Here is a 13,414-nt window from a genome sequence, read left to right on the forward strand (position 1 = left end):
TCATCGTTTATCTGTAAGGAGGGGGTAGGCGCAACCCCAAGCTGCTTCCGCTACCTTTGCCTTATGCTCTCATTTCTTCGTTCCGCGGCCACTGCCCGGAAGTTGCTACCCCTGCTACTGCTGGCAACCGCCTGCCAACCCGATAAGCCCACCACTACCGAAGCGGCTGTCCCCCAACACCTGCGTGACGACTTGGGCCGCGACCTGATTATACCGGCTCATCCGCGCCGCATCATGTCTCTGGCGGCATCCATGACGGAAATGCTTTACGCCGTAGCCGATACGGCTACCATCGTGGCCCGTACCCAAGTCTGCGACTACCCGGCTGCGGCGTTGCGCAAGCCTGTCATCAATAGCTACCCCCTGGATATAGAACGGCTTGTGGCTCTTAAGCCCGATGTGGTGTTTACCACCGAAGGCATAACCTCGCTGGCTGATGCTCAGCGTTTACAGGAGTTGGGCATTCCCGTCTATTACCAGCGGTATACCAGTGTAGAGCATATTTTTCGGGGGCTTAACGACTTGGGTCGCATCCTGGGCCGGCAGCCGCAGGCCCGCCACCTCACCGATTCGTTGCGGGCGGAGCTGAAGAAGATTTCTTCTGCTACCAGCCTGAGCGGCCCCAAACCCCGGGTACTCGCCATTACGTGGTCAGACCCTATCTATGTGTATGGGCAGAATACGCTGTTCACTGACAAAATTGCTTTGGCCGGCGGCCAGAATGCCGTGGTGGAGAAATTTGCCCAGCCCTACCCCGCCCTCACCCGCGAATATATTCTGAAGCTCAACCCTGATGTTATCATCGGTGGAACCTTCGGCAAAATGGACAGCACGTTCTTCAAGCTATACCCGGAGCTGAAGCGCATCCGGGCCTACCAAACCCGCCGCATCTACCGCGTCACCGACGATTTGATGTCGCGCCCTAATCCGCGGGTAGTAGAAGGGGTTCGGGAGCTGCAGCAAGTAATTTCCGGCTCGTAAACGGCTTTCCCCCCGATGTCGCGCCCCGCCTTGCCTTGGATTCTGGCTTGTCTGCTGCTTACCGTCGTGTTGTTGGCGGTAGGGCTGCGAGTGGGCAGCTACGAAACCAGTTATGGCCTCATTGGTCGGGCGCTGCTGCATTATAACCCGCAGGATGCGGCGCAGCTGGTGTTGATTGAGTTGCGTTTGCCACGGCTGCTATTAGCGCTGCTGGCCGGCGCCGGGCTGGCCGTAAGTGGCTACCTCATGCAGGCCATGGTCAACAACTCCCTGGCCGATCCTTATTTGCTGGGCACGGCGTCGGGCGGGGCGTTGGGAGCCAGTATAGTTTTTACCTTTTTCCCTGCGCTTACTATTTCGGGGCTATATCTGCCCCCACTGGCGGCGCTGTTCGGGGCGTTGGGTACCACGTTAGTAGTTGTTATCGTTGGTAGCCGCCGGGGGCGCATTATTCCGGCTCAGCTGCTGTTGGCTGGGGTAGCCGTGGGCTCCCTCACTACCTCGCTCGGTGGTTTGCTAACCTTTCTGGCTGCTACCGAAGAAAAGCTCCGCACCATCACGTTCTGGGCCTTGGGCGGCTTTGATAAAGCCAGTTGGGCCATTCTGCCTTATCCGGCAGTGGCGCTGGGGGTAGGGCTTCTGCTGCTCGGATTCTTGCATAACAGTCTGAATCTGTTGCTGCTGGGCGAGGAGCGTGCCACCGCTCTGGGTCTGCCGGTTGCACGTACGCGCTGGCTACTGCTACTCATTGCCTCGGGCCTTACAGGGTGCGTAGTGGCGCTGGCTGGCCCTATTGGGTTTGTAGGCTTGGTTATACCGCACATCACCCGCTGGCTGCTGGGCACCGTGAGCCGTGGCAACCTAGTGTTTTGTGCTCTGCTCGGAGGAAATTTCTTGCTGATCTGCGACCTGCTGGCCCGCCTGCTCTACCCACCCGCCGGCCTACCTGTAGGCCTCGTAACCGCCCTGTTCGGCGTACCGTTCTTCGTATATTTGCTGCGAAAACAAGGCTCGTAGGGTTTGAAGGGGGTTGACGGTTGCGCACAGGGTAGTATCCCGGCCACTATATCAGTCAAACCCTCAACGCTCTACGACTGCAACACCCGAACGAATGGTATACATCAGCCGACAGGAGCACTTCAACGCGGCCCACAAGCTCTATAACCCTAGCTGGAGCGAGGAACGCAACCGCGAAGTCTTCGGCCCCTGCGCCAATGCCAACTGGCACGGCCATAACTACGACCTCATTGTGACTGTCAAAGGCAAGCCCGACCCCGAAACCGGTTTTGTCATCGACCTTAAGCAGCTCAGCACGGTTATCCGCACCCACATTGTAGATCAGGTTGATCATAAAAACCTGAACCTAGATGTGCCTTTTATGGAAGGACAGCTGGCCAGTACCGAAAATTTGGTGATGGCCTTCTGGAAGATTCTGCAGCCCGAAATAGAGCGTATTTCTTCGGCCCACCTGCACAGTATTAAGCTCTATGAAACCCCGCGCAACTTCGTGGAATACTTCGGAGAGGAATAAGTAGAATAAATGCCGAGCGTATCCGCCGAGTTACTTTAAAACGGCGGGTACGCTCGGTTACTACTTCACAAGGGCTACTTCTTACTTCATTCAATGAAATACTACCTGATAGCTGGCGAGCGGTCCGGCGACTTCCACGCGGCCAACCTCATGCGCGAGCTGCGCCAGCAGGACCCCCAGGCAGAGTTTCGCTGCTGGGGCGGCGACATGATGCAGGAGGCCGGCGGCGAGCTGGTGCACCACTACCAGGAAATGGCTATTATGGGCTTCTGGGAAGCTGCCACCAGCATCCTCAAGTTTCGCGGCTACCTGAAAGAATGTCAGCGCGACCTGCTGGATTACAAGCCCGATGTAGTAATTCTGGTTGATTATGCCGGCTTCAACATGCGGATTGCAAAGTTCGCCAAAGCCAACGGCCTGAAAGTATTCTACTATATCTCGCCCAAAATCTGGGCCTGGAACCAGAGCCGCGTGCACAAAGTGAAGGCGCTGGTCGACAAGATGTTTGTTATTCTACCTTTCGAGGAGGAATTCTACCAGCGCTTCGACTACAAAGTAGATTACATCGGCAACCCTACCGCCGACGCCGTGGCGGAACACCGCAATTCCGAGGATTTCTACGAACGAAACAACCTGGACCCTCTGCGCCCCATTATTGCGGTGTTACCCGGTTCGCGCAAGCAGGAAATCGAGGAAATGCTCTACGAAATGGTGGCTATCCTGCCGCCCTTCCTGGACTACCAGTTCATCGTGGCCGGCGTCGATAACCTCGACCGGAACTACTACGCCAACTTCGAGCGCAACAACGTCCGTATCCTCTTCGACCAGACCTACGACCTGCTGGCCCACGCTACCGCTGCCCTCGTCACCAGCGGCACCGCTACTTTGGAAACCGCTTTGTTCGACGTACCGCAGGTAGTGTGTTACCGCACCAGCGCTGTATCCTACTCCATTGGCAAGGCGGTAATCAAAGTGCCGTACATTTCCCTGGTAAACCTCATTGCCGGCAAGGAGGTAGTAAAGGAGTTAATCCAGGGCGACTTCAACGCCCGTAACCTCGTCACGGAGCTAAAGAAAATAACCGCCGACGAGGAGTTCATTGCCCAGCAGAAAGCCGACTACGCTAAGATCCGCGAGAAGCTAGGTCAGCAACGCGCCGCCGAAAAAGCGGCTAAGCTAATGGTGGGGTATTTAAAGGGGTAAAGGAATATAACACTTTTACTGAGCAGGCAATAATACAGGCCAGAACGGCTGTCTAAATACTTATGAAGTAAGTATATGGTAAAACTATTGTTAATGGTGTACAGCTTATGGTGGATCTATCTGATTTATTTTCTTTGTTTTAAAGAGTATGATAATAACTACGCTGGTGGTAGTGCATCAATAGGCTTAGGCCTTATTACTGTCTTTATCATCTTAGCATATGTCATCGGTTTCGCTGTTGCTGCTGTTAGATGTCAGAGAAAGCGAAAACAACATTTACTGACACTGATAATACTGTTTCTACCGGTTGTTATTATTTATTTGATCGAAACTAATAAGGGGAGTATATAGTGTTATAAATGTTAGAGAATAACAATAATATTATTCTAATATCAACATAGGGCTTTTCTTGTTGAATAAGGTCAAAAAGAAGTGGTGCTACACAAAGAGTTAACTCTTTGTGTAGCACCACTTCTTTTTGACCTTATTCAATTCTTTACGCTGCTCGCAGCTGCTTTAGCGCCGTCTGCTCAAACTTACTACGGGCATATTCTTCGTCAATTACCAGTTCCTTCACACCTTCTTCTGAGGGCATATCGAACATGGCGTCGGTCATAATGGCTTCGCAGATGCTGCGGAGGCCGCGGGCACCCAGGCGGTACTCGTCGGCTTTCACCACGATATATTCCAGCGCGCCGTCGGAGAAGCTCAGCTGAATGTTCTCCATGTCGAACAGGCGCTGGTACTGCTTCACGATGGAGTTCTTGGGCTCCGTCAGGATTTTGCGCAGGGTAGCGTGGTCGAGCGGGTTCAAGTGAGTCAGGACGGGTAGGCGGCCGATAAGCTCGGGAATCAAACCGAATTGCTTCAGGTCCTGAGCCGTCACATAGCGCAGGAAGTTCTGTGTATCAATCTTCTCTTCCAGTTGCGTCTTGGCAAAGCCAATTGGCTTGGTGTTGAGGCGGTTCTTGATAATCCGGTCAATGCCCACAAAAGCCCCACCGCAGATGAACAGAATGTTCTCGGTGTTTACCGTAATCATCTTCTGCTCGGGGTGCTTGCGGCCGCCGTGCGGGGGCACGTTTACCGTAGTGCCTTCCAGCAGCTTCAGCATGGCCTGTTGTACCCCCTCACCGCTCACGTCGCGGGTAATACTGGGGTTATCGCTCTTGCGGGCAATCTTGTCAATCTCGTCGATGTACACGATGCCGCGCTCCGCTGCTTCCACATTGTAGTCGGCGGCTTGCAGCAAGCGGGTCAGGATGCTTTCCACGTCCTCGCCTACGTAGCCAGCTTCCGTGAGCACGGTAGCGTCGGCAATGCAGAAGGGAACCTGCAGAATATTAGCCAGCATGCGCGTCAGGAACGTCTTACCCGTGCCGGTTTCACCTACCATGATGATGTTTGACTTCTCAATCACCACATCGTCTTTGGCGGGTTTCTGCATCAGGCGCTTATAGTGGTTGTACACCGCCACCGACATTACCTTCTTAGCTTCGTCCTGGCCTACCACATACTGGTCGAGGTACTCCTTCATCTCGCGCGGCTTCACGAGGTTAAATTTCGGAGCCTTGGAGTTGGCCCGAATCTTATTTTCCTCGTTCAGGATTTGCTGGGCCTGTCCCACACACCGTTCGCAGATGTGGGCGTTGATGCCCGAAATCATCACCGAAACGTCTTTTTTGCTCTTGCCGCAGAAGGAGCACGTTATATCAGCCATTGCCAGAAAAACTCACAGGTAGGGGAGGAGGATAGATAACTGTCACTAACCTACCCCAAAGGTACGAAAAGGCCAACGCCCTGCTACGCTAAAAAAGTGCCGTTGGGCTTGGCCCTTACTTAAAAGAAAAAGCCCGCCGAAGCGGGCTTTTTGCTGTTGTTGTTTCGAATGGAGAGAGGAATCTAGGTGATACTCAATGAGTGACAGCTCAGATTCCCTACCCCCTGCAAAGAAGTGAACTTAAGTGGTTACGCCTTCTTTTTTTCCAGAACCTCGTCAATCAGGCCATACTCTTTGGCCTCATCGGCACGCATCCAGTAGTCGCGGTCCGAGTTGTCGTGGATTTCCTGATACGATTTGCCGGTGTGTTGCGCCAGAATGTCGTACAGCTCCTTTTTGAGCTTCAGAATCTCACGAGCCGTAATTTCAATATCCGACGACTGGCCTTGTGCGCCACCCGAAGGCTGGTGAATCATCACGCGGGCGTGGGGTAGGGCCGAGCGCTTGTCTTTGGCACCACCAGCAAGCAGTACAGCACCCATGGAAGCGGCCAGACCCGTGCAGATGGTAGCTACATCGGGGTTTACATACTGCATGGTATCATAGATGCCCAGACCGGCATATACCGAACCACCGGGCGAGTTGATATAGAGCAAGATGTCCTTCTTAGCATCCACCGACTCCAGGAACAGCATTTGCGCGGTCAGGATGTTGGCAATGTAATCGTCCACGGCCGTACCCAGGAACACAATGCGGTCCATAATCAGGCGCGAGAAAACGTCAATCTCCGCGAAGCGGGTAGGGCGCTCCTCAATAACCGAGCGAGTCATGCCCGTGGGCATAATCAGCCCGTTGCGGGTCTGGCCCTCTACGTGTTGAATGTATTGATCAACGCCCAGGCCGCTGAGGCCCTGGCCTTTCACGGCAAACTTGCGGAACTCTTCTTTATTCAGCATGTCAGAAAATTAGGAGAAGTAAGGTGGCACAACGAAACCGCAAGGGCAACAAAAAAGCCCATACGACAAGTAAGGGCTTTTTTGTTGGTCTGAAAACCAAAAATGTTAGCGGTTAGCCAGCATTTTGATTGCGGAAGTCCTCGGCCGTAATCGGGTTGTCATTAACAACAACTTTGCCGCGTAGGTTTTCCAGCACTTTCTCTGCCAGAATGGCCTCATACTCGTTCACGTAGTTCTTGCCGTTCTCCTGACGTAGGAAGTTGTCAGCAAAGCCGCGTACCGATTCTTCCAGTTCCGGCGTCATTTCCATGTTGAACTGACCCAGGATCTTCTGCATCGTGCGGTCCACGATTTCCTCGTTCGATACTTTCAGCTCTTGAGCTTCCACTACCTTGTTGCGGATCAGGGACCACTTCAGCTCCTTCTCGTAGTCTTCGTAGTGCTCTTCAATTTGCTCAGTAGTCAGCTTGCCTTCGTTGGCACGCAGCAACCACTTCTTGAAGAACTCCTTCGGCAGCTCAATAGTGGTGTTTTCGAGCATCTTGTCGATGATCTGACGGTTCACCAGGTTGTCAGCTTCCCGGTCGTAGTTCTCTTGTACCGTCGAGCGAACCTTCTCATCGAAGTCTTCTTTCGAGGTTACGATGTCCTTACCGAATACTTTATCGAACAGCTCTTGGTTGAACTCAGCCGGAACCGAACGCTGGATTTTACCCACCGTCAGCACGTACTCGCCTTCAATAGCTTCGGCTTCTTCCTTGCTCAGGCCCGAGAAGTTACGAATAGCCGTCAGGTCGCCGTCGAAAGCGTTTTTCAGATCGAAGGTTACTTCGTCGTCTGTCTTAACGCCTACAAATTTGTCAGCATCGTTCTTCAGCTTGTTGGTAGGTAGCAACACTACCCGGCCTTCGCCTTCTTCACCAACTTTTTTCAGCTTGCCAGAAATGTAGTCACCAGCTTCAGCCGTTTCGGGCTCCGTAGTTTCACCGAACTGACGCTCCAACTGCTCGTAGGTTTCGCTGAGGGTGTTCTCGTCGAGCTCCACTTTGTGGCGGTCAACCGAAACAGCCTGGTCAGCGGGCAACTCAAACTCGGGCAGCAGGCCCAGTTCAAATTGGAAGGTGTAGTCTTTCTGGTTGTCGAAATCTACGTCCGTGGGTACGGGTAGGGGCTCGCCCAGAATCCGGAGGTTGTTCTCCTTGATATAGTCATCAACCGACTTGCCCAGCAAGGCGTTGATTTCATCAACCAGAATGCCTTTGCCATACATTTTGCGCACCAGCGTTACCGGCACCTTACCCGGGCGGAACCCTTTGATCTGCGCCTTTTTGCTGTATTCTTTCAGCTTGCTCTCCACGGCGGGAGCGTAGTCGGCCTCCGTGAGGGTTACTGTCAGGATGGCATTCAGCTGGTCGTCTTTCTTGTCGAGGGTAATGTCCAAAACGGGTCGTCGGTTAAGGGTACTACGAGTGGTGTCAGTGTCGGGCAAAAAACCCGGATAAAAAGAAACCCCCAACGGGTGGGTTGAGGGTTTAAAAGCGGTTTTCTGCTGAAAACCAGAAATAAGTGCGGATGGAGGGACTCGAACCCACACGCCTTGCGGCACCAGATCCTAAGTCTGGCACGTCTACCAATTTCGCCACATCCGCATCGGAGGCCAACTGCCTCGGGGCCGCAAAACTACACAAGCGAAATTTAAAAACAAGCGGGTTTAGCAAATTAAGCTCAATAGTTGCGCATTCTTTTTAGGAAAAACAGGCCTGTGAGCCAGCTAAACCGCAAATTCATCGAAAAACTAAGTGTGTAACGCCTAACAATAGTATTCTGCACCAACCTAGCCGAAGCTATGTTCTATAGGGGCTACCCCCTTTATGGATTCATATCTCAGAGAGGGGTAGCCAAGCTTCCGCCTCAAGCCGTACCTTAGCAAGCAAGTATTTCGGTGCCTCCGGCACTGCCCGCGTACCATGTCCACTGTCATCGACCCTGAAGTAGAGCGCCAAGAAATTCTGCGCCACTACCGCCGCCTGCTCCGCACCGCTAAGCCTTATTTAAAGGAAGGCGATGCTAAGCTAATTAAGAAAGCTTTCAACACTTCTCTGGAAGCGCATAAGGAGATGCGCCGCAAGTCTGGGGAGCCTTATATCCTGCACCCCTTGGCTGTTGCCCAAATTGTGGTGGAGGAAATTGGGCTGGGTACTACCAGTATTGTGGCCGCGCTGCTCCATGATGTGGTAGAGGATACACCCTGGGAAGTAGCCGATGTAGAGCGGGAGTTCGGGCCCAAGGTGGCACGCATTGTGGATGGGCTGACCAAGATTTCCGGAGTCTTCGACTACGGCACCTCTGAGCAAGCCGAGAACTTCCGGAAAATGCTGCTTACGCTTTCCGATGATGTGCGCGTTATCCTGATCAAGCTCGCCGACCGCCTGCATAACATGCGGACTCTGGATTCAATGCCGCGGCACAAGCAGCTGAAGATTGCCTCGGAAACCATCTACCTCTACGCTCCGCTAGCTCACCGCCTGGGTCTTTATACCATCAAAACGGAGCTGGAAGATCTTTATCTGAAGTATACGGACACCGAAATTTACACGGAGCTAGTAAACCGTGTACGGCAAAGCCGTGCCGCCCGGAACCGCTTTATCAAGGAGTTCGTGCAGCCAATCGATGAGGAGCTGAAGGCGCAGGGGTTTCAGTACGAGGTGAAGGGTAGGCCAAAAAGCATCTATTCCATCCTCAGAAAGATGCGTAAGCAGAATATTACCTTCGATGAGGTATATGATCTGTTTGCCATTCGCGTCATTCTGGATGTGCCGCCGGAGCAGGAAAAAGCGGCTTGCTGGCAGGTGTATTCCGTTGTAACGGATTTCTACCAGCCAAATCCTGACCGGTTACGCGACTGGGTCAGCACACCCAAGGCCAATGGCTATGAATCGTTGCATACTACCGTTATGTCGCGCACAGGGCAATGGGTAGAAGTGCAGATTCGCTCCCGCCGTATGGACGATATTGCCGAGAAAGGCTATGCAGCACACTGGAAGTACAAAGACAGCGGTACTGTCCAGCCCGAATCTACCCTTGAGTCGTGGATCAACAAGGTCCGGGAGATGCTCGAAACCAATAATTCCAGTGCTCTGGAGTTCATGGACGAGTTCCGCCAGAACCTGTTCGTAAAAGAAGTATACGCCTTCACTCCTAAAGGCAAACTGGTTATTCTGCCAGATAAGGCGACTGCGCTCGATTTTGCGTTCGAGATTCACTCGCACATTGGCTTACAGTGTCTCGGGGCTAAAGTAAACCAGAAGCTGCAGCCGCTCAGCTACCAGTTGCGTAACGGCGACCAGGTCGAGATTCTGACCTCGCATAAGCAGAAGCCTACTGAGGAATGGCTTCAGTACGTTACTACTTCAAAGGCCCGTACTCGGATAAAGGACTGGCTCCGCGACGATAAGCGCAATAAGGCGGAAGATGGCCGCTTCATCATTGAGAAGCGCTTAGAGCTGCTAGGCATAGAGTATTCTCAGGAGAATCTGAATCGGTTACTTGCACATTTTAATACCAGCAATCCGCAGGAGTTCTTTTACAGGGTAGCTATTGGGCAGGTCGATGGTCGCGAAATTCAAAAGCACCTTTTTGACTCCAATGTAGAAGCGCCCCGCCTACCCTCTATGCTGGAGCCAAAGGCCTTTGACCATGAGGTGCAGAAAGTGCGCGGCGTAAATGCCAACATGCTGGTTATTGGGGAGCAAACAAACAAGTTTGATTATAGCATTGCTCCCTGTTGCAACCCCATACCGGGCGATGATGTGTTTGGGTTTGAAACGGAGCAAGGCATTGTGATTCACCGGACGTCTTGTCCGAAGGCCGTGCAGATGATGTCGAACTATGGCAACCGCATTGTGCGTGCGAAATGGACGGAGCAGCTAGAATTAGCTTTCCTAGCTGGCATTCGCATTAAAGGTTCTGATAGGGTAGGGCTAGTGAACGACGTAACCCGCATTATCAGCAATAGCCTTAAAGTAAACATGCGTTCCATCACCATCGACTCCAACGACGGAATGTTTGAAGGACAGATTATGGTATTTGTGAATGACACAGACCATTTAACTAAGCTTATTCAACGTCTGTCCAAGGTGAACGGGGTGCTGCTCGTTGAACGCTTTGACTCATAGTGGAGCCTTAAAAAGTTTTAAGAAAAGCGGGAAGTATAAAACGGTACAAATAAAGGGGTGATCAGGAGTATGGGTGTGTGAAGCTGATTAATAATCATGCAAACTTCTCCCAAACCTACTGGTTCTTACTCCTTATAATAGAGCATCAAAATGTCCGTCACTGAGAAGCACTTAGATAAAGAGAAATTTGAGGAGGTGAAGAAGATTTTCACTGCTTACCTCGAAAATAAAGGTCTGCGTAAAACTTCTGAACGGTATGCCATTTTGGAGGAAATCTACTCCCGTACTGGCCACTTCGATGTAGAGGAGCTATATGCCGGCATGAAGGAGCAAGGACTGCAGGTAAGCCGTGCTACGGTATATAATACGCTTGATCTGCTAGTGGAGCATGGCCTGGTAAGCAAGCACCAGTTTGGCCGCAACCTTGCCCAGTACGAGAAGAGCTATGGTTATCGTCAGCATGACCACGTCATCTGTACTGAGTGCCACAAAGTGGTTGAGTTCTGTGACCCGCGCATTCACGGCATCCAGACTATGGTAGGGGAGTTACTCAACTTCCATATCTTGCACCACTCTTTGAACCTATACGGCGTGTGCGGCGACTGCCGCGCCAAAGCCGCTGCCCGCTCTTTAGCCGAATGAAAACTGACACCGCCGTCCGCGACGGCATCCTCTTCGTGCGCCTCTCCGGTGATTTAATAGGTAGCCCCGATACTCAGCAGCTCCTGCAAAGTGTCGATCAGCACCTCGGTGATGAGCTTCGCCATTGCACTGTCGATTTGTCAAGCATCCGTTACATCAATAGCACTGGTATCGGTGTGCTGGTGTCCTTGCTAACCAAATTTCGCAGTCGCGGTGGCGAGATGATGCTAATCAACCCTGCTGACCACCCACGCAAAATGTTGGCTCTAACCAAGCTGAATGCCATATTCTCCATTGCAGACGATGAACAATCGGCTGCTCAACAATTGAAAGCTGCGAACTAATGCCCGTTGATGTACTAGTAGGATTACAGTGGGGGGATGAAGGCAAAGGCAAAATTGTCGATGTACTGGCCCCTACCTACGATGTAGTAGCCCGCTTCCAGGGTGGCCCTAATGCTGGTCACACCCTCACTTTCGATGGTATCAAGCATGTACTGCACCAAGTGCCATCCGGGATTTTCCACCCTCACATTATTAATGTAGTAGGTAATGGCGTGGTCTTGGACCCCGTTGTGTTCCGGCAGGAGCTCCAAAAGCTTACAGATAGAGGTGTAGATTGGAGCAGCAACCTATACGTTTCTCGCAAGGCCCAACTGATTCTACCCTCGCACCGCGCGCTGGATCGTATCAGTGAGGAGGCTCGTGGGGGTAGCAAAATAGGTTCTACTCTTAAAGGCATTGGTCCTACCTACCAAGATAAGATTGGGCGCACTGGACTGCGTGTAGGTGATATTCTTCTTCCCGACTTTCAGCAACGTTACCAAGATGCTGTTGCGCGTCATGCTACCCTGGCTGAATTCCACGGCCGCGGCCTCGAAATCGAAGAATTCGAGGCCGATTTCTTTTCCGCCGTTGAATTCCTTCGCACCCTACAGCTTGCCGATACAGAGTACTTGCTCAATGATTTGCTGAAGCAAGGCAAAAACGTGTTGGCAGAAGGTGCGCAAGGCTCTATGCTGGATATCGATTTCGGTACCTACCCCTTCGTTACATCTTCTAGTACCATCGTGGCCGGGGCATGCACTGGGCTAGGAATAGCGCCTCGCCATATCAATAAGGTCTACGGCATCAGTAAAGCATACTGTACCCGGGTTGGCAGTGGTCCTTTCCCCACTGAGCTTCACGACGAGGTAGGGGAGCAAATACGTGCAGCCGGTCGGGAATTCGGTGCTACAACCGGACGCCCCCGCCGCTGCGGCTGGATCGATCTGCCGGCCCTACGGTACAGTATCATGCTCAATGGTGTTACCGAAATACATCTAATGAAGGCTGACGTCTTAGATGATTTCGATGAAATCCGAGTGTGCACCCACTATCAGCTCCCTAACGGCGAACAAACAGATCATCTGCCTGACCACGGAGACCTTCAGAATCTAAAGCCCGTGTACATTAGCTTACCAGGCTGGCGTACCGAACTGCAGTCGATTACTAACACAGAAGCGCTGCCGCAGCAACTGCTAGAATATATCAATTTCCTGGAGCAGAAGCTTGAGGTACCTGTAAGCATTGTAAGTGTTGGCCCTGATAGAGTAAGTACACTGCATCTTAACTAGATTTTCCTGTAAGAAACTACAAAAGCCGCTCAATTGAGCGGCTTTTGTAGTTTCTTACAGGTTTCATAAATCAAAAGACGTATGTATGGAACATTTTTTCACCACGTAAGTGTTTGCCCTTCTGCTGCCTAGCACAAGCCGCCCAGCCTTAAGAGGTGCCTGAAACGAAAAAAGATGGGGCAGGGTTTGGAAAAGCGCGTGGCATGGTGCACTTTTGCACTCCCAATCCGAAACGCGGAGGGGACCAGCGGCGAGAGTACAGTGCTCTAGCCGGTAGTCGAAAAAAAAGTTTGCCTGCGGGCTTGCGAAAGTGAAATGAGGTGTGCTACCTTTGCACCCCGATTCAGCCGGAAGCGGAGCCCGACCCCGAAAGGAGGCTTGGGAAAAGCCAAGAACCAGCACCCCACCCCTTGCCTCTGATACAGCGGTAAAAGCGGGGTAGCCGCCCACCAGGGCGCCAAAAAGCGAAAAAAAGTTTTGTGGTCTGGAACTTGGAAAAAGCAAAAAGCTGTTTACCTTTGCAGCCCGCTTCAATCGGAAGCCGGCACTAAGTACTGAGAAGAAAACGCTTCGAAAAAAGTTTTTCTCTTG

General features: G+C 52.2%; 11 protein-coding genes and 1 tRNA gene. 8 read left to right on the plus strand and 4 right to left on the minus strand.

Going from position 1 to position 13,414, the window contains the following annotated elements; genetic code table 11:
- Positions 1-63 precede the first annotated feature (63 nt).
- The 4 genes from DNI29_RS06575 to lpxB all read left to right on the plus strand — a co-directional run bounded on the left by DNI29_RS06575 (position 64) and on the right by lpxB (position 3,715).
- A complete protein-coding gene (locus DNI29_RS06575; protein WP_110977225.1) occupies positions 64-981 on the plus strand; it encodes an ABC transporter substrate-binding protein in 918 nt (305 codons plus the stop codon).
- A 15-nt stretch (positions 982-996) separates the two neighbouring features.
- Positions 997-1,998: a FecCD family ABC transporter permease gene (locus DNI29_RS06580; RefSeq protein WP_110977226.1), complete on the plus strand. Its 1,002-nt coding sequence runs from the start codon at positions 997-999 to the stop codon at positions 1,996-1,998.
- A gap of 94 nt (positions 1,999-2,092) precedes the next feature.
- Positions 2,093-2,512: a 6-pyruvoyl trahydropterin synthase family protein gene (locus DNI29_RS06585; protein ID WP_110977227.1), complete on the plus strand. Its 420-nt coding sequence runs from the start codon at positions 2,093-2,095 to the stop codon at positions 2,510-2,512.
- A gap of 93 nt (positions 2,513-2,605) precedes the next feature.
- Complete coding sequence (gene lpxB / locus DNI29_RS06590; protein WP_110977228.1) at positions 2,606-3,715, plus strand: lipid-A-disaccharide synthase; 1,110 nt, start codon at positions 2,606-2,608, stop codon at positions 3,713-3,715.
- 496 nt (positions 3,716-4,211) lie between these two features.
- Here lpxB and clpX read toward each other — a convergent pair whose 3' ends face one another.
- From clpX to DNI29_RS06615, 4 genes are all read right to left on the minus strand, one after another.
- Positions 4,212-5,435: an ATP-dependent Clp protease ATP-binding subunit ClpX gene (clpX, locus tag DNI29_RS06600; RefSeq protein ID WP_110977230.1), complete on the minus strand. Its 1,224-nt coding sequence runs from the start codon at positions 5,433-5,435 to the stop codon at positions 4,212-4,214.
- A 248-nt stretch (positions 5,436-5,683) separates the two neighbouring features.
- Positions 5,684-6,391 carry a ClpP family protease gene (locus DNI29_RS06605; RefSeq protein WP_110977231.1) on the minus strand — a complete coding sequence of 236 codons (708 nt, stop codon included), beginning with the start codon at positions 6,389-6,391 and terminating at the stop codon, positions 5,684-5,686.
- A gap of 112 nt (positions 6,392-6,503) precedes the next feature.
- On the minus strand, positions 6,504-7,880 hold the full coding sequence (gene tig, locus DNI29_RS06610; RefSeq protein ID WP_238388024.1) for a trigger factor: 1,377 nt from the start codon (positions 7,878-7,880) through the stop codon (positions 6,504-6,506).
- A 78-nt stretch (positions 7,881-7,958) separates the two neighbouring features.
- Positions 7,959-8,040: transfer RNA gene (locus tag DNI29_RS06615), tRNA-Leu, on the minus strand.
- 318 nt (positions 8,041-8,358) lie between these two features.
- Between DNI29_RS06615 and DNI29_RS06620 the strand changes: the two genes are divergently transcribed.
- From DNI29_RS06620 to DNI29_RS06635, 4 genes are all read left to right on the plus strand, one after another.
- Complete coding sequence (locus tag DNI29_RS06620) at positions 8,359-10,566, plus strand: RelA/SpoT family protein (RefSeq protein ID WP_110977233.1); 2,208 nt, start codon at positions 8,359-8,361, stop codon at positions 10,564-10,566.
- A 150-nt stretch (positions 10,567-10,716) separates the two neighbouring features.
- Positions 10,717-11,208 carry a Fur family transcriptional regulator gene (locus tag DNI29_RS06625; RefSeq protein WP_110977234.1) on the plus strand — a complete coding sequence of 164 codons (492 nt, stop codon included), beginning with the start codon at positions 10,717-10,719 and terminating at the stop codon, positions 11,206-11,208.
- A complete protein-coding gene (locus DNI29_RS06630; protein WP_110977235.1) occupies positions 11,205-11,552 on the plus strand; it encodes an STAS domain-containing protein in 348 nt (115 codons plus the stop codon). The genes DNI29_RS06625 and DNI29_RS06630 overlap by 4 nt, the downstream gene beginning before the upstream one ends.
- Entirely contained in the window at positions 11,552-12,823 is a 1,272-nt protein-coding gene (locus DNI29_RS06635) for an adenylosuccinate synthase (protein WP_110977236.1), read from the plus strand. The genes DNI29_RS06630 and DNI29_RS06635 overlap by 1 nt, the downstream gene beginning before the upstream one ends.
- Positions 12,824-13,414 lie beyond the last annotated feature (591 nt).

The sequence above is a fragment of the Hymenobacter sediminis genome (genome assembly GCF_003231285.1).
GTDB lineage: Bacteria > Bacteroidota > Bacteroidia > Cytophagales > Hymenobacteraceae > Hymenobacter > Hymenobacter sediminis.